Origin of the sequence: Parasphingorhabdus sp. (assembly GCF_036964565.1) — a bacterium.
Classification (GTDB): domain Bacteria; phylum Pseudomonadota; class Alphaproteobacteria; order Sphingomonadales; family Sphingomonadaceae; genus Parasphingorhabdus.
This window is the reverse complement of sequence record NZ_JBALTN010000007.1, coordinates 33701-49253: the sequence shown is the minus strand read 5'-3', so window position 1 is coordinate 49253 and position 15553 is coordinate 33701. Positions and strand designations below refer to the sequence as shown.

Annotated in this window: 14 protein-coding genes and 3 pseudogenes; 7 read left to right on the top strand and 10 right to left on the bottom strand. The window is 56.4% G+C overall.

The window, feature by feature from the left end; all coding sequences use genetic code 11:
• Nucleotides 1-170: 170 nt before the first annotated feature.
• Together V7650_RS11250 and V7650_RS11245 are read right to left on the bottom strand one after the other, a co-directional pair.
• Complete coding sequence (locus V7650_RS11250) at nucleotides 171-1406, bottom strand: pyridoxal-dependent decarboxylase, exosortase A system-associated (RefSeq protein ID WP_335656343.1); 1236 nt, start codon at nucleotides 1404-1406, stop codon at nucleotides 171-173.
• Nucleotides 1403-2947 carry an acyl-CoA ligase (AMP-forming), exosortase A system-associated gene (locus V7650_RS11245; protein ID WP_335656342.1) on the bottom strand — a complete coding sequence of 515 codons (1545 nt, stop codon included), beginning with the start codon at nucleotides 2945-2947 and terminating at the stop codon, nucleotides 1403-1405. The genes V7650_RS11250 and V7650_RS11245 overlap by 4 nt, the downstream gene beginning before the upstream one ends.
• A gap of 30 nt (nucleotides 2948-2977) precedes the next feature.
• Here V7650_RS11245 and V7650_RS11240 point away from each other — a divergent pair, with 30 nt between their 5' ends.
• The 4 genes from V7650_RS11240 (at nucleotide 2978) to V7650_RS11225 (ending at nucleotide 5854) form a co-directional block, all read left to right on the top strand.
• The gene (locus tag V7650_RS11240) at nucleotides 2978-4027 is read left to right on the top strand and encodes a GNAT family N-acetyltransferase (protein WP_335656341.1); all 1050 of its coding nucleotides are present in this window, start codon (nucleotides 2978-2980) and stop codon (nucleotides 4025-4027) included.
• 35 nt (nucleotides 4028-4062) lie between these two features.
• Entirely contained in the window at nucleotides 4063-4335 is a 273-nt protein-coding gene (locus V7650_RS11235) for a phosphopantetheine-binding protein (RefSeq protein ID WP_335656340.1), read from the top strand.
• Between the two features lie 86 nt (nucleotides 4336-4421).
• The gene (locus V7650_RS11230; RefSeq protein WP_335656339.1) at nucleotides 4422-5039 is read left to right on the top strand and encodes a hypothetical protein; all 618 of its coding nucleotides are present in this window, start codon (nucleotides 4422-4424) and stop codon (nucleotides 5037-5039) included.
• Nucleotides 5024-5854 carry a hydrolase 1, exosortase A system-associated gene (locus tag V7650_RS11225; protein ID WP_335656338.1) on the top strand — a complete coding sequence of 277 codons (831 nt, stop codon included), beginning with the start codon at nucleotides 5024-5026 and terminating at the stop codon, nucleotides 5852-5854. The genes V7650_RS11230 and V7650_RS11225 overlap by 16 nt, the downstream gene beginning before the upstream one ends.
• Here V7650_RS11225 and trxB read toward each other — a convergent pair whose 3' ends face one another.
• The 3 genes from trxB to V7650_RS11210 all read right to left on the bottom strand — a co-directional run bounded on the left by trxB (nucleotide 5855) and on the right by V7650_RS11210 (nucleotide 9754).
• On the bottom strand, nucleotides 5855-6820 hold the full coding sequence (trxB, locus tag V7650_RS11220; protein WP_335656337.1) for a thioredoxin-disulfide reductase: 966 nt from the start codon (nucleotides 6818-6820) through the stop codon (nucleotides 5855-5857).
• A gap of 145 nt (nucleotides 6821-6965) precedes the next feature.
• Nucleotides 6966-8303, bottom strand: coding sequence for a hypothetical protein (locus V7650_RS11215; RefSeq protein WP_335656336.1), 1338 nt, complete (start codon nucleotides 8301-8303; stop codon nucleotides 6966-6968).
• Between the two features lie 494 nt (nucleotides 8304-8797).
• Nucleotides 8798-9754, bottom strand: coding sequence for a tyrosine-type recombinase/integrase (locus tag V7650_RS11210; protein ID WP_335656335.1), 957 nt, complete (start codon nucleotides 9752-9754; stop codon nucleotides 8798-8800).
• Nucleotides 9755-10043: 289 nt separating this feature from the next.
• Here V7650_RS11210 and V7650_RS11205 point away from each other — a divergent pair, with 289 nt between their 5' ends.
• Nucleotides 10044-10511: a hypothetical protein gene (locus V7650_RS11205; RefSeq protein ID WP_335656334.1), complete on the top strand. Its 468-nt coding sequence runs from the start codon at nucleotides 10044-10046 to the stop codon at nucleotides 10509-10511.
• Here the strand turns inward: V7650_RS11205 and V7650_RS11200 are convergent.
• Nucleotides 10432-10710: pseudogene (locus tag V7650_RS11200) on the bottom strand (transposase); the annotation flags it as partial. The gene V7650_RS11205 and the pseudogene V7650_RS11200 sit on opposite strands and share 80 nt — an antisense overlap.
• 84 nt (nucleotides 10711-10794) lie before the next feature.
• Between V7650_RS11200 and V7650_RS11195 the strand changes: the two are divergent.
• Nucleotides 10795-11025: a hypothetical protein gene (locus V7650_RS11195; RefSeq protein ID WP_335656333.1), complete on the top strand. Its 231-nt coding sequence runs from the start codon at nucleotides 10795-10797 to the stop codon at nucleotides 11023-11025.
• Between the two features lie 610 nt (nucleotides 11026-11635).
• Here V7650_RS11195 and V7650_RS11190 read toward each other — a convergent pair.
• Together V7650_RS11190 and V7650_RS11185 are read right to left on the bottom strand one after the other, a co-directional pair.
• Nucleotides 11636-11782, bottom strand: a complete 147-nt coding sequence (locus V7650_RS11190) for a hypothetical protein (RefSeq protein WP_335656332.1) — start codon at nucleotides 11780-11782, stop codon at nucleotides 11636-11638.
• A 250-nt stretch (nucleotides 11783-12032) separates the two neighbouring features.
• A pseudogene (locus V7650_RS11185) lies at nucleotides 12033-12224 on the bottom strand (IS110 family transposase); the annotation flags it as partial.
• Nucleotides 12225-12329: 105 nt separating this feature from the next.
• Here V7650_RS11185 and V7650_RS11180 point away from each other — a divergent pair.
• Nucleotides 12330-13128: pseudogene (locus tag V7650_RS11180) on the top strand (IS5 family transposase).
• A gap of 33 nt (nucleotides 13129-13161) precedes the next feature.
• On the opposite strand, the gene V7650_RS11175 reads toward V7650_RS11180, so the two are convergent.
• Together V7650_RS11175 and V7650_RS11170 are read right to left on the bottom strand one after the other, a co-directional pair.
• On the bottom strand, nucleotides 13162-13449 hold the full coding sequence (locus V7650_RS11175; RefSeq protein ID WP_335656331.1) for a DUF1330 domain-containing protein: 288 nt from the start codon (nucleotides 13447-13449) through the stop codon (nucleotides 13162-13164).
• A gap of 305 nt (nucleotides 13450-13754) precedes the next feature.
• Entirely contained in the window at nucleotides 13755-15428 is a 1674-nt protein-coding gene (locus V7650_RS11170) for a flavin-containing monooxygenase (RefSeq protein ID WP_335656330.1), read from the bottom strand.
• Nucleotides 15429-15553: the final 125 nt, after the last annotated feature.

Here is a 15553-nt window from a genome sequence, read left to right as displayed (position 1 = left end):
ATTTTCTCACCTCGTATCAGTCACTCGTGCGATGCCAGTTTTCTGGGAAAAACAGGCGATCCACGCAAATTTACGAGTTGGATATGCTGGAAAATAGTGAATATAGCGTTAGGATTAGCTGAATTTCCGATGAACAGGAGCAGCGGACTGGCAGCCGCTGGCGGCCCGGATCAGGCGACCAGTATCTCGCTCGCCGCACCCTGGCCCAGGAAGTTCGCAGGGCTTGCCGTGGCACCATAAGCGCCGGCGCAGAAAATGGCGACAATATCTCCGACGTCCGCCTTCGGCATCGCGGCATTGTCACTCAGACGGTCCAGCGGCGTACAAAGGCAACCGACAATAGACACGGTTTCAGACGATTGCGCATCAAACTTGCTGGCAATGGCCGCCGGATAATTGCGCCGCACCACGGTCCCGAAATTGCCGCTGGCGGCGAGCTGGTGATGCAGGCCGCCATCAGTCACTAGGAACACCTGTCCCTGGCTAACCTTGCGATCGATTATGCGGGTCAGATAGACGCCGGCTTCGCCGACGAGATAGCGGCCCAGTTCGATCGCGAACCGCGTGTTCGCAAGAATGTCTGGCAATTGCTTCAATTGATTGGACAATGCTGTTCCAACACGGGCGATATCCAGTTGTTCGTCTCCGGGAAAATAGGGGATGCCGAAACCGCCGCCAAGATTGACATGGTCGGGAGATTGTCCAATCGCCGTCGCAAGCCGCGCCGCCAGCGCCAGCGTTTGCGCCTGGGTCTCGATGATCGCATCGGCGCTCAAAGCCTGGGAGCCGGCAAAAATATGAAAACCGCGCCAGTCCGCCCCGGCATCCAGAATATGCCGTGCCGTCGGGGCCACCAGATCCACGTCCATGCCGAACGGCTTCGCACCGCCGCCCATCTTCATTCCCGAACCCTTGAGGTCAAAATCCGGATTGACGCGTATCGCGAGGCGCGGCCTTTTACCCATGCTTGCGCCGATGCGGAGCGCCCGCTCGCACTCGCTGGGCGATTCAATATTGATCGTGACGCCGGCGCGGATCGCCTGCTCCAGTTCATCATCCCGCTTGCCCGGGCCGGCAAAGCTGATTTTGCCGGGCTCCGCGCCGGCTGCCAGAGCCATGGTCAATTCGCCACCGGACGCGATGTCGATGCCATCCACCCGGCCCACCATATGGCTGAGCAGCGGCTGGAAGGGATTGGCCTTCATGGCGTAATGAATATCCAGGTCGCGGGGCATGGCCGCGCGCAGCTGCTCAATCCTGACGTCAAGCCGCCCTGCCGAATAGACAAACAGCGGCGATCCATGTTGCGAAACAAGCGCGCTGGCCTGTTGCCCCCCCACGGCCAGTTCACCGTTGAAAGAATGGAATCCGGCGGGGATCGGCCCGGTGGGTTTGGTCTTGATCATTCGACATCCATGCTGGCCAAAAGGGTGCGGTCCAGTTTCCCGTTGGGGTTCTTTGGAAAGTCCGCCAGCACGACGATATCCCGGGGGTGCATAAAATTCGGTAAATTCTGCTTGAGATATTTCCCCAGCTGATCACTCGTTGTCCCTGGATCAACCTCCCGATTGTTGGCCCTGACGAACAATCGGATTGCATGACCCAGGCGTTCGTCCGGCACCCCCAGCGCGACAGCCTCGGCGATAAACCCTGACTCAACCGCGACTTCCTCGATTTCCGTCGGGCTGATCCGGTTGCCCGAACTTTTTATCATCGCATCGTCGCGGCTGACGAAATACAGCAGGCCGTCGACTCCCCGCTTGACCGTGTCGCCAGAGAAAACCGCGGTTCCCGCATATCGCGAGGCCGCCGGAGCGGTCTGAAATCTTTGCGCCGTTCGCTCCGGATCATTCCAGTATCCCTGCGCCACGAGGGGACCGCAATGAACCAGTTCACCCTCCTGATCGGGCGCGGCAATCGCCCCCGACGGATCAACCACCAGAATTTCGGCAAAGGGAATTGCGGTGCCCATGCTGGTCGGGTTACCGTCGATCAGGGCAGGATCGAGATACGTCGACCGGAAGGCCTCGGTCAGGCCATACATGGCATAGATATCCGTCTTGGGGCCGAAAATGCGCCGCAATTGCCTGACCAGTGTCGGCGTCAGCGCACCACCGCTGTTGGTCAGTCTCCGCATGGATTGGACAGCCTCTGCCGGCCATTCCTGTTCCACCAGCTGCACCCAGAGCGGCGGAACGGCGGCCAGCGTCGTGATCCGTTCGCGGGCGCATGCCTTCATGACGTCACGCGGCGTGAGATAGTCCAGCGGCACCGCGCACCCACCGGCCACCCAGGTTGAAAAAAGCTGGTTCTGCCCATAGTCGAAGCTCAGCGGCAGGACACAGATGGTTCGATCATCCGCAGACATTTTGAGATATTCAGCCACGCTGACGGCGCCAAGGGTCAGGTTGGCGTGGCTGAGCATGACGCCCTTTGGGCGGCCCGTCGATCCGCTGGTGTACAGGATCGCAACCAGTTCCCCGGTGTCGGTCGTCGCTGCACTGGGTTCGACGGCTGTTATGAGCGTAGCCACCGCTTCCTCGACCGCCCTGTCCTCGAACAGGTTGCAGGCCTCGGGGATATCAATGCCATCCAAAGTTTTCAGCCGCCCGGCATTGCTGATCATCAATCTGGCCCCACTGTCGCCAAGAATATGGGCGACCTGCGAATGTTTGAGCATCGGATTGACCGGTACGTGCACCAGACCCGCCCGCGCCGCCGCCAGCGGCATGAGGCACGCCAGTTCGGTCTTGGAGAGCCAGGTTGCCACCCTGTCGCCTCTCGCCATGCCCTGCCCCTGCAACCACGCAGCCAACAGTCCGACACGATGATTTAACATCTTGTAGGTAAGGGTTCCCGAACGCGTCACGAGCGCGCTCGCCTCCGGATCCTTGCCGATGGCCAGGTGGTCGAGCGGAAATGCGGCGGTTTCGGGATTGGTGTTCAATGTTTAACCTATGGGAAAAAGAGCATTATTGTGACAGACACGACTTTAGCCATGACCAGTGAATATCATAGCAATTTTCAGTCCGTGCAAGCCTTGGCGGGAGAAAAACTGGGCCGGAGCGTCCAGAAATCGCTGTTCGACCGGATCGAATGGCTTAGGCCACTGCATGAGCTGTGCCTGCCGGACAAACGCCCGCTGATCGTCCACAGCAAGGAAGGCGAAGCGGAGGCATGGATTTTTCTAATGAAAACCGGTGCTGGTCGCCATTCCGCCCTTGCCAACTGGTACAATTTCACCTTTCGGCCGATTTTTCTCGGTGATTATGACGAAGTCACCAAATTGGCGCTGCTGGCAAAGCTGGCAAAAAAGCTCAAGTCCACTTCCCACCATATTGAAATCACTCCGGTACCGGACGAAGACGGCGCGGCAAGCCTGACCGAGCGAGCCTTTGAACAGGCCGGCTGGGTCGTGTTCCGATCAAAGGCAGACGACAATCATATCCTGAACGTCAAGGGACGGACTTTTGACCAATATTGGGCCGAGCGGCCCGGTCAGTTGCGCAACACCGTCCGGCGCAAGGAAAAGAAGAATTTGGTGTCGGTCCGCATTGAAAGGCAATTCTCGGACGAGGACTGGAATGACTATGAATCCGTCTACGAACGCAGCTGGAAACCCGAAGAAGGCAATCCGGATTTTCTGCGAAAGCTCGCCCGACAGGAAGCGGAAGCCGGCTGCATGCGGCTGGGCCTGGCCTATATAGATGGAGTACCTGTCGCAGCCCAATTCTGGACCGTGGAAAACGGCGAAGCGCTGATCCACAAGCTCGCCCATATCGAAGATGCGACGAAATCGTCACCCGGAACCCTGCTATCGGTGGCGATGTTTCAGCACGTCATTGATATCGACCAGGTCAATCTGATCGATTTCGGCACCGGGAATGACGGCTACAAGCGCGAGTGGATGGAAGATGTCCGGGATCGCTATCGGCTGGAATTGTTATGGCCCAACCATCCGTTGTCCTGGCTACCAATTTTGCGGCACTATCTCTCGGGCCTTGCCGCAAGCCGCGCTTCGCATTAGGGAAGCGCCGTTATCCGGGATTCGGGGGTTTTTTGATGCAGAATGAAGTCGATTTGACGCCGGAAGCAGCCGTGCGTGCCGTGATGCGGGATATTTTGGGTCTAAGCGCAGAACAGGTCTCGGAGTTCACGGCAGACACCGAGCTTTTCGGCGCGCTCCCCGAGCTGGACAGCATGGCCGTGGCAGGATTGCTGACGGAACTGGAGGATCGCCTTGATATCGTCATCGACGACGACGAAGTCGACGGCGAACTGTTCGAAACCTTTGGCAACCTGGTCGCCTTCGCCGAGATGAAAGTCACGGAGTGACGCCCGCGCCCGCATTCGGCACTTACGAATTTGCGGGCCGCAAAGAACTGTGTTTGTGCCCGTCCACCCCGCTTGCGCATCGGGTCATGCTGGTACCGCCGCTTTTTGACGAGATGAACCGGATGCGCCGGATGCTCGTCGGCGTGCTGGAAGCTTTGGAAGGTCTGTCGGTGGGCGGCTTCCTGCCGGATTTGCCGGGCACCAATGAAAGCCAGGTCGCGCTCGATCGGGTAACCCTGTCCGACTGGCAAGATGCAATGGCCGCCTGCGCAAGGCAGCATGGCATATCGCATATCGCCTCTTTTCGGGGCGGCGTTTTGACAGTGAGCGGGTTGAACGCCGCCAATCACTGGATATTCACCCCTGCAAAAGGCGCGGCGATCTTGCGGACCATGTTGCGCACCAAAGTCGCCGCAGACCGGGAATCCGGCCTCAACACGAGCATCGCCGACCTGACGATCAGGGCCGGGAAGGCACCGCTGGAACTGGCGGGCAATATCATCGGTTCGGAACTTTTTGCGCAACTCGACGCTGCCGATATCCCGACATTTGAGTCTCAGAATGTCGTCCGTCTTGAATCGGACAACAAGCCGTCGGATCGGCAGATCACCGGCTCTGCCCTCTGGCTTCGCGCCGAGCCCGATGATGACCCGGCCATGTCTCTGGCAATCGGCAGGGACATCGCTGAATGGGTGAAGCAATGACGCGAAGCTTCGCTCCGATTTCATGCGAAGGCGACGTGCTGGCAGCGACATTCGATGCCGCGCCGGGTGCTACGGCGTTGCTGATCGTCAGCGGCGGCAATGAAATCCGTTCCGGTGCTCATGCCGGCATGGCACAGTTGGCCTTGCGGATATCCGCGGCCGGCTTTCCCGTGTTGCGCTATGACCGGCGGGGAATCGGCGAAAGCTCCGGCCAGAACAAGGGCTTTCTGGGGAGCGCAGCCGAGATTGCAGCCGCGGCACAATTCCTGCGGCGCGAGCATCAGATCAAGCGGATCGTGGCGTTTGGCAATTGCGACGCAGCAACCGCTCTTGCGTTGTTCGGCCCGGACGCCGGACTGGATGGCTATATACTGGCCAATCCCTGGGTGATCGAATCGGTCGTCGACCGTGCAGCGGACGAACCGACATTGTCATCCGCCGCCATCCGCTCCCGCTATTGGGACCGCATCAGGAATCCGAGGACGATTGTCGATCTGGTGTCTGGCAAGATAGATATCAAAAAGCTTCTGAAGGGCCTTCGGCAAGCCTCGCGATCGGAGGGCAACAGCAGCCTCTCGTTGCGATTGCGCGACGCGCTGTCCGGCGTGCAAAGCGATTGCCTTATCCTTGTCGCAAAGCGGGATACCACGGCCCGTGCCTTTCTGGCCGCCTGGAACAGCCAGGATTTTGCCACGACGCGCAACAATGCCGCGATCACCTTGGCATCGCTCGACAGCGCGTCGCACAGCTTCGCCGACGTCGACGCCAGACAATGGCTGACCGAAAAAATACTGGATGGCTTGCGGTCCGCCTGACTATTCGGCAGCCATCAGCTCAAATTCCTGTTCCGCAAGAAAGCGCTCGGCGTCCAGGGCCGCCATGCAGCCGGTTCCTGCCGCGGTCACGGCTTGCCGATAGACATGATCCATGACGTCACCGCAGGCAAACAGCCCGGGAATCTTGGTTTTCGGCGTGCCGGGTATCACCTGGATATAGCCGCCGTCGATCAGGTCGAGATGCTCCCGGAATATTTCGGTGGCCGGCGCGTGCCCGATGGCGACGAAAGCGCCATCGAGACCGAGATGGCTGGTCGCTCCGGTCTGCGTGTCGACCAGATCCAGGCCCACCAGACCCAGCGGCTCGCCGCCGCCGACAAATCGTTCGACATTGGTGTTCCACAGCACGGATATCTTCGGATTGGCAAACAGACGGTCCTGCAGGATTTTCTCCGCCCGGAGGCTGTCCCGCCGGTGGATCAGGGTCACGTCGTCGCTGTGATTGGTCATGTAAAGCGCTTCCTCGACGGCGGTATTCCCGCCCCCGATCACCGCGACCTTCTTGCCGCGATAGAAAAATCCGTCGCAGGTCGCACAGGCGGACACGCCTTTCCCCGACAGCTCCTCCTCGCCCGGCAGCCCGAGCCATTTTGCCTGGGCACCGGTGGCTATGACCAGGGTGTCGCCTTCGTAGATATCACCGCCATCACCGGTCAGCCGAAACGGCCGCTGGGAGAAATCGACATCGACGATCGTGTCGAAAATGGTCCGGGTGCCGACTTTTTCGGCCTGGGCCTGCATTTCGTCCATCAGCCAGGGACCTTGGATCACGTCGCGAAATCCCGGATAATTTTCGACATCGGTGGTGATGGTCAGCTGGCCGCCCGGCTGCAGTCCCTGGACGACGATAGGCTCCAGTCCCGCGCGAGCACCGTAGATGGCTGCCGACAGGCCGGCCGGTCCCGAGCCCAGAATGAGCATTTTCGTGCGATGTGTTTCGGCCATGGTCTATTCCCGATTGTGATTCTGTACCCTGCAAATAGGGACGCTAGAGGCCGGTGCGCAAGAGCTATCACCGCCCGGACCGGCGAAGAATAGATTTGGATGGCAATAGCAGCTTTTTGTTCAAGCGCCCGCTATCGAGACCGGCTCACGCCATGATCGCATATTTCGACTGACCGGCGCCGCGACACATTTGCTTGGATATCCGGGTTTCCTCGCCGTCGATGATCGCAACGTCGGTGATCGTCAGGCATTTCCGGCCATTCGGCTCGGTGTTCAATGCCGTGACCGTCGAAGAGCCGGACACTCCGCCGCGGCTCGGGCTCTGCCAGCTGGCAACCGCCCCCACTTTTTCCTGTTCGACAACCGCGATCGTCGCCTCCGCCGCTTTCTCCTGCTCGTCCTCGCTCAGTTTGCAGGCGATCTCCCCGACCAGAACCGCGCCGGCGGCGCTGGCGATCAGGCTTCCGACCTTGTTGAGCCCCGCCGCCGATCCGACCACCCCGCCAAAGATGCCGCCGAGCAGATTGCCCCGCCCCCGGGATTTCTTGCACGACGGATTGCCGGCGGACTTTGCCTTGCTCTCGCCCTTGCCCGGCTTCGCCTTTTTCTGCTCCACCGGTTCGCCGCTCGCGGTCTGCATGTTCATGAAACCATAATTTTCGGGAACGGGGTAACCCCCGCACCCGGTGTTGTAGCAATAGCGGTCGCTCAGATAGTTGCGGTCGGCATTGTAGAGCTCGACGGCCGCCCGGTAGACGGACATATTCTTGCCTTCCGGATCCGAATTGGCATGCTCCTCCAGCATCTGCTTATAAAACCGGTCTCTGCTGGCAGCCGAATATTCCATCCGCCCAGCCACCTTTTCGGTGAAAATCCGGGAAATCTCGTTCTGATGCTCGTTCATCTGCTTGCGATAGGCGGTCAGCACGTCGTTATAATAATTGTCCAGCCGGGTCGTGCACTGGTTGATGTTGATCGCCTTGTCATGCGGATCGGACAGATGCAGATGGTCGTCGCGGCAATCGGGATAGTCCCCCTGCAGCAGCACCGGCGCAGCCGGCAACTGCGGCAGCGGCGGCTCGGCCTGCGCCGGTGGCACATAGGCCTTGTCTTCCGCCGCAAGCGGAGCAGAGTCCTCTGGATCAACCGCCTCGTTCCCTTCCTGTCCGGATTGGCCATCAGGCGTCATGACGTCATTTTCAGGCGCTTCCGAGGGCGGGCGCTGGCCATATTCAGACGCGGGCAGGTCAATGGGTTGCGGCCCTGCTGCATTTGCAGTTTCCTGCCATCCCGATATCAGGATTTCGCAATCGGGTTGTCCCGGCTTGGCATAGTAAAGGCATTGGCGCTCGCCGATGCCTATGTTCGTCTGGAGGGCAACCGTTGCCTCGACAGCAGCGGAGAACAGCATCAGCCCAGCAACCGCTGCCCCGCCTATTGTCCCGGCGATACCAACGGCAAGCGCTGTTTGAATCTTGCTCAACCCATCCTCCTGTTTAGCCCCCGGGCGAACCCGCGACCCCTGCCCTGGTCAAGTCACCAGCGGAATCCCGAACGGTTCGTCTCTGGCAGACTGTTAAAGCCTGCCGCCCCCCCTTTATATGATCTGGATCATAGGCTGCGAAAATTGAATGAATCAACGTCTATTTGGGCCTTTCACATTCTTGCTCGTCCCTTCTGGGGCAAATATCAGCAGGCCGGCGGGCCAAATGACAGGGTGCCCTCTGGCATGTTGTGCCGCCGCCATCGCTTTATGAGAATATCGGGAATTCGCCGGCTCCGGATATTGTGGCGCGAGGAAAATCCGAACCGGCCATTCACCCGGTCGGTTTATCACTGCACCCGAAATGCGGTGTCTGCCCGACCGATTTTGGTAGCGGAGGAGGGACTCGAACCCCCGACACATGGATTATGATGCCAACCCTAAACCCATCTTTTCTAAGGCTTTCAGGCGCCCATGTTGCATTGGTGTTGCATCTAGGAAAATAATCGAGCTTCTGCGGCGCTCGCGATAGCCGCATCTTTGTCCTTGTCTTTGATCAAATGGCCGTACGTATCCAGCGTAATTTGGATGCTCTCGTGACCCATCCATGTTTGAAGCCGTTTCAGGTCGATATTCTGTTCGATCCAGCCGCTGGCTGCAGCATGGCGAAGAGCGTGGAACCCGTATTTCCCTTTTAACACTGGTTCATCCGACTCGCTCATTTTCGGCTTGCCCTTCCGATCCAAAGCCGGCCGAGAGAGCCCTGCCCTGATCTGCAGAGGAAAATATACCCGGCGCAGCAAGTTTTGATAGCCGTACGGAGTGCCCTTTTCGCATGGAAAAACGAGATCCATTTTTGATGGCGGGCAAGCCAACTTCCAACGTTTGAGTGTCTTTATGGCGATATCGGGCAACGGAATATTGCGAATCGACGCTTCCGACTTGGGCGGCCCTAGAACATTCCAAGCATCAGCGCGCTGCTTCACGCTCAGCACCTTGTCGACCAGGTCAACGTCTTGCCAGCGAAGTCCTCGCAGCTCCGAGGCACGAAGACCAGTGAATACCGCGGTAAGGATCAGCGGCAGCTCGTTATCCGAACAGGCTGCTATCAGAGCCTTGAGCTCTTTCCTGGTCGGTATCTCCACCCGGTCCTTGCGGCTGGTTTTCTTGGCTACCGTCGCCCCCCTCGCCACGTTCTGAGCGACCAACCCCTGTCGCATCGCGACATTGATTATTGATGACAGAGCCCGGATTGCCTTGCTGACTAGCGCCTTCGATCGTGTTTCCATCAGTTCAACTCGGTATTGCTCCACCATTGGCCGGGTCAGCTTATTCAGGCGGGTGGCGCCGAGGAATGGAACTATATGGAGCCTCGATAAATTGTCGTAGCCGTGCAGCGTCGATCGCTCGAGATTATCGGATTTCGCATTACCCCACTCAAAATCACTCACGACTGAAAGGTTCAAATTATGTCACGATCAAACAGACGGCCACCCAATCCAAAAGGCCGCTTCCACAACTTCCACGAACGCGTGAATGGCAAGCAGCCAGCCACGACAATAGCCGGCACAACGCCAATCGTTACCGCGAAAAGGCCATCTCCGGCGCCCATGGCAACCTCCCCGGCACAGAAACCCGCAAAGGCGAAAACGGTATCTGTCGAAGCTCTCCGGAAACGAGCTGCAGCCGATGCACGGATCGATGCACAAATCGCCGCGGCCCTTGAACGCAAAAAGGTCCGTGACTCCGGAAAGGCTTGGGACAGAGCAATCCAGAATGTCTCCGGACCAACGCTGGCAATGCTGGAAGCAGGAGGATTCAATCATGACGGACTATAAAACGCTGGCCAAGAAATTGGCGAAATTTGATGATTCCCCAGAGCGTTCTGAAATAGCCGCCCTTGAAGCCGAGCAGGACCGGGACCGGGAAGCGATTGAGCGAGCGGAAACCGTTCTTTCCGCGGCTCGATCTGAACTGATCAAATTGAGATCGGGCGCCGAAAACATCGACGAACTGGTCGCCAATTTGCGGACCGGTGACGTGGCGGTGAAGCCGTCTGAAACTGACACCGAGCTGGAACGAAAGATCGAGAATTACGCGGAAAGCAAAAACCGTCTCACGGATGCGATTATGATCCGCAAGAATGCAATCGATGCGGTGAAGTCCAGGCTGCGAGAGCGGCTGACCGAACTATCCGGCTCCCGCTGATGCCCCGCAGCGCGTTTACAAACCTCATATTGTCGTCAATTTCCAGTGCAGTAAGGTAGCTATACCGGAAATCAAATTCAGCCAGATACCGATGCAAATGCTTCTCTTGGCAATGCTGATAGGCGCCTTTCATTCCACGCAGGAAGATGCAGAAAAAGCCCTCAATCGTATTTGAATGGACCGGACCGTCAACATATTTACCGAAACCGAGTTAAGGCTGTGCGGTGGCGCACAGGTCGATTTCATACAATACAGCAAATCACCAGCCCGCTAACAGCGGATCATGAAAACGATAGAATCCAACCACCTCCGGAGTGAAAGCGACGACACCACAGCCGATCGAAAGACGGTACTGGCTGCAGGCTTGTTCGGCTATTCGATCAGCAGCGGCCGGCTGCATTCGTTCAAAGAAACCGCGGGCTATTTGCGCGACATGGAGCAGATGCCCAATTTCACGCCGCCCGCGGTTAGCAATTTCGTCGCCCAATATCTCGCTTCAAATATCGGCAAGTGAACGTGTGCGGATGAACCGCATTGCTACCATCTGTGACCAGCCGCACGCTATCGCTCGATATAAGAATGACCGGAGCGCCTGCCAATTTCAAACTCAAACACTGCTGACGCGCGCGCGTCTTACGTGAAGGGGTGGAACTGGCAGAGGTGGACGACTTTCCTGACCTGACAGTGGAGTGACCAGCAATGTTGAACGCGCTGTTTAAACTACTTGTCCCATGCCGCTAGAATCTCCTAAAGTCGTCTATAAGGGCGTTGCCGGGGTGCTGGCAGCCTGACAGTTTGACTTGCAGCGGTACGGTTCTTACAATCGATTTTCAACTGGGGGTGCGAGGTGAAGTCAGCGTTTATTCTATTCGCACTGCTATCTGCCCCTGCAGCGGCGCAGCCGGTCAGCCAATATAAACTCGTTATTAGTTGGTTTCAGTCAGACCTGACTGTGATTGACTATCCAAGCAAGGCGCGTTGCGATGCTGCGCGGGATGCGGTGCTAGCTGAGCAAGGGCGACTATCACAAGAAGTACAAAGGCTTTACCCCGGCGCTGAGCCATTAGGCCAATCATTCAACGGCGCATTTTGCATCCCTGGCTTAAATCGATTGTTCTGAAGTTTCAGAAATCAATATTCCGCTCTTTCATTAATTCCAGCGCCGCGCTTTCTTCCGGCGTCGGGTTTTCAGGATGGCTAGAAGCCAACCAAATCTCGATTATCTCCTGATCGGTCAATTTCTCTAGCCAATTTTTTATAGCGTCTTCCATGGGCCTTATTCCGGTCTAAGCGAGAAAATAAAGATTCCAGCCGGGCGCACCGGCCAGAGGGCAAGCCAGTATAAATCCTTTGAGGTGCGGGTTCATTCTGAATCTGTCCATAGCCTGAAATGCGGCCGGGGCAGAAGGGCTTCGAACGCCCCGGCCAAGCCGACACCCTGAAGATATTGGATCGACTAAACCAAGCAGAGCAAAAAAGCACCCCTTCGAATAGGATGGAATGGACTCGGGCAAATTAAAGCAATTTACGCGCACAATAATGCGCTGTTCCGCAAGCCTCCACCCCAACCAGACATGGCGGCAGCTTCGAGAAGAAGGGCAGCATCTGTTTCCGGTGCAACTTCTTGACCAGAACCGTTGCACCGCTCCCATCAACGCCGTGCGCTTGAAACACACTCTTCGCCAAATCCAATCCAATAGTTGTAATCGTCATCTTGAACGCTCCTCTTTCTGCTTTGGAGACCGGCTCATACCATGCCGAGTCGGTCAGTGCAGGGGCGTCCACATCATCAATGTCGGCATCGAAGGAGGTGCTGTCATGGATGTTCCATTTTTGCTGACCAAAGCGCAGATGCGCCGGATAGAGCCGTATTTTCCGTTATCGCACGGGGTTCCCAGAGTTGATGACCGGCGGATACTGAGTGGAATCATCTTTGTCATCCAGGGCGGTCTGCGCTGGCGCGATGCCCCCGCTGCTTACGGTCCGCATAAAACGCTCTATAATCGCTTTATCCGCTGGAGCCGCATGGGTGTGTTCAACAAGATATTCTCTGCTCTGACTGCTACTAGCGATGCCGATGACGTGCTGATGATCGATGCAACACACCTAAAAGCGCATCGTACCGCTGCCAGCCTTTTAAAAAAGGATCTGTTTCCAGATATATCGGACGCACCAAGGGCGGCCTGAACAGCAAACTCCATGCCGTGTGTGACGGCGTAGACAGGCCCCTGGTCCTGTGTTTAAGCGAAGGGCAGATGAGCGATCATATCGGTGCAAAGCTCACATATCCCGCGCTACCGGAACATGCCACCTGCATGCTTGGAGACACCGAGCATCGTGCCGTGCCGGGGGCACGGGGAGACGCGCAGGCTATGACAGCGACGAGTATCGCACCGCCCTGCAGGCCAAAGGCATCACACGGTGCATCCCTGCACGAACGGGACGGATACTACCCGCTGGCTTCGACAAAGCCCTCTAACGGCAGCGTTACAAAATCGAGAATATGTTCGGGCGCCTCAAGGACTGGAGGCGTATCCACACCCGCTATGACCGATGCGCGGACACCTTCATGTCCGCCATCGCAATCGCAGCTACCGTCATCTTCTGGCTCAGTTAATGAGTCCTGACCCTAGACGTCTAACATCGAAATTTAAACGCCCTCAACGATCATTACGTGCCATTTCCCGCCTTTCAGACGCTGGATCGTGGCATTCTTGTAGAGTGGACTATTATACCAGGTTTCAGCCTCTTCAAAAGATGGGAACTCGAGAATGACCACCGCCTCGCTGGGCTCACCTTCCAGCACCTTGACCTGACCGCCGCCTACCAGTTTGGTCGCGTCATAATCTTTGAGAGTGGGTGCCACCATTGGTGGATAGTGGGCAAGTTCGGCCGCATCTGTGGTCTGAAGTCGGTTAAATATGATGTAAGCTACCATTGTTGTTGCTCTCTCTATCCAGTGTTATGATGATTTTAAAATATCGCTAAATTTGGTAAATCTATTTGGATTATTAATTCATGAGAAATATTAATAATGAAGCGACCGGAGCTTATGCTTTCGGTGCTTTACATGGTTCGGGATGATCTCAAACACCCACCACCCGATCGTAAGCGCTCTATCGATCATGGTGGTGGGTAATGGTGATTCCAAAAATCAAACAATAATATGAGGCAAATCCTCTGTTAAGTTACCAAGCCAGAAGTGCCAAGATTTGTGACGGCTTCGATTGCGACAAGTTGCGACTATAGACTTGCAACCTTCTCAGACCGTTGCGTAGTCATGGCATCTGCTTGCGGACCCTGCTTGAGAACTAGGCCAGGATAGCCTTTTTCCATCTCCTCTTCTAGCGCAGTTTTGTACGCAGTCTGCCCACCAATGAACATTTGGATTTCAGGGCGCTTACCCGGAACGTTTGCGCCCATATACCATGATTTCGCCTGCGGCATGAGACTAGTATTAGCAATGTCATTGCATTTCTGGGCCCACAAGTGAGCCGCGTCCATTTTTGCTTCGTAGCGACGGACGCCCTTCATATCCAGATGCTCTACTGTCTTCACTACCCAGTCCCCTTCCAACTCTGCGGCTGTGGGACCATTCAGGAAGGCCGATGGGCTTTGCAGCGCATAAGTAAAGAGCAGGTTTGGAAAGCCTGGGACCATCTTTCCCAAATAGGTAAGATATTTTTCATCCCAAAGGTCTTTGATTGATCTCCCCCTCCCGTCCTTGATATCAAGCGCTGCCACAGCGCCGGTGCAGTTATTGAAACCAGTCGCATAGACGATGCAATCGAACTCCCGCATAACACCACCTGCGACGATCCCATTCTCGGTTATGCACTCTATCGGATTTGTATTTGTATCCACCAAATCGACATTATCTTGATTGTAAACGTCGAAATACCATTGCTCAAGGCACGGGCGTTTAGCGCCGAAGGGATGTGGCGGTTCAGTCGGCGCAAGGAGTTCAATAAGGTGCTCCTTCTTGATGCGCTTGCGGGTTTGGTCACGCCAGAAATAATAGTGATCCCTGTTGCATTCTTCATCAAAGAAGAGGTCGGCTGGCGCACCAAGCCAGAATCGAAAGCCCCTCTGTTCCCAGTTTCGGCGGAGGATCGTGGTTTTTTCCCGATCGGTGTGATCATTCCAGGGACGTTGGCCCAGGTCGTAGGCAAAGCCGGCATATGTCTGTCGACTGTAAGTCATCGCCGATTCTATCAACGGCCGCATCTTGGCGTATTCGTCACTGGTGTAACTTTCCTGCCCCATGGGTAGCGCAAGATTGGGGGTCCTTTGGAAAACTGTCAAATGATCAGCCACTCGCGAGGCCTCCTGAATGGTCTGCACACCCGAGGCGCCGGTTCCGATCACCGCAACACGTTTACCCTGAAAAGAGACCTCCTCCTTTGGCCAGCGTGCGCTGTGATAGGCCTCGCCTTTGAAAGTTTCGATCCCAGCGATCTTCGGCATCGCAGGTGTTGTCGTCGAACCCATAGCCAAGACAAGATGCCGCGCGCGCCGAACGGTGCCGTCATTGAATTTGGCATGCCACACGTTTTCTTGTTCGTCGAATGTAGCTCCTTCGAGACGCGTGTTAAAAGTCATATGTGGCCGCAGCTCCCATTTATCAGCCACGAAATTGAAGTATGGCTTTAACTCACGCCAACTCGGAAACTTCTCCGTAAATGTGTAGTTCTGCCAGATATCCGGGTCCGTGAACTGATACACCCAGACTTCAGAATCTACTCGAGCACCGGGATAGTTGTTCTTGTCCCATGTCCCCCCAACGCCATCACCATCATCGTAAAGATGCACGTTATAACCGCGTTTTAAAAACTCATGCAGTATATGCAGCCCAGAGAAACCGGCGCCCACCACGATCACGTCAAGTTCAGTGACACTGTCTTTTTTTTCTAACATCCCAATCATCCTCATCCGTTGTTTTTACTGTACAGAGCGGCTCAGGTTCCCGCTTTCAAAGCCATGGCCCGACTTTTCGGTTACAGGCGAGTCAAACAATTTCTGTCCAATTTATGTCATCTTTG

What these genes read in the sequence shown, in the direction of transcription:
- V7650_RS11250 (WP_335656343.1), bottom strand. Translation starts at nt 1,406, where the DNA reads ATGATCAAGACCAAACCCACCGGGCCGATCCCCGCCGGATTCCATTCT.
- V7650_RS11235 (WP_335656340.1), top strand. Translation starts at nt 4,063, where the DNA reads ATGCAGAATGAAGTCGATTTGACGCCGGAAGCAGCCGTGCGTGCCGTG.
- V7650_RS11230 (WP_335656339.1), top strand. Translation starts at nt 4,422, where the DNA reads ATGCTGGTACCGCCGCTTTTTGACGAGATGAACCGGATGCGCCGGATG.
- V7650_RS11225 (WP_335656338.1), top strand. Translation starts at nt 5,024, where the DNA reads ATGGGTGAAGCAATGACGCGAAGCTTCGCTCCGATTTCATGCGAAGGC.
- trxB (WP_335656337.1), bottom strand. Translation starts at nt 6,820, where the DNA reads ATGGCCGAAACACATCGCACGAAAATGCTCATTCTGGGCTCGGGACCG.
- V7650_RS11195 (WP_335656333.1), top strand. Translation starts at nt 10,795, where the DNA reads ATGAAAACGATAGAATCCAACCACCTCCGGAGTGAAAGCGACGACACC.
- V7650_RS11190 (WP_335656332.1), bottom strand. Translation starts at nt 11,782, where the DNA reads ATGGAAGACGCTATAAAAAATTGGCTAGAGAAATTGACCGATCAGGAG.
- V7650_RS11175 (WP_335656331.1), bottom strand. Translation starts at nt 13,449, where the DNA reads ATGGTAGCTTACATCATATTTAACCGACTTCAGACCACAGATGCGGCC.
- V7650_RS11170 (WP_335656330.1), bottom strand. Translation starts at nt 15,428, where the DNA reads ATGTTAGAAAAAAAAGACAGTGTCACTGAACTTGACGTGATCGTGGTG.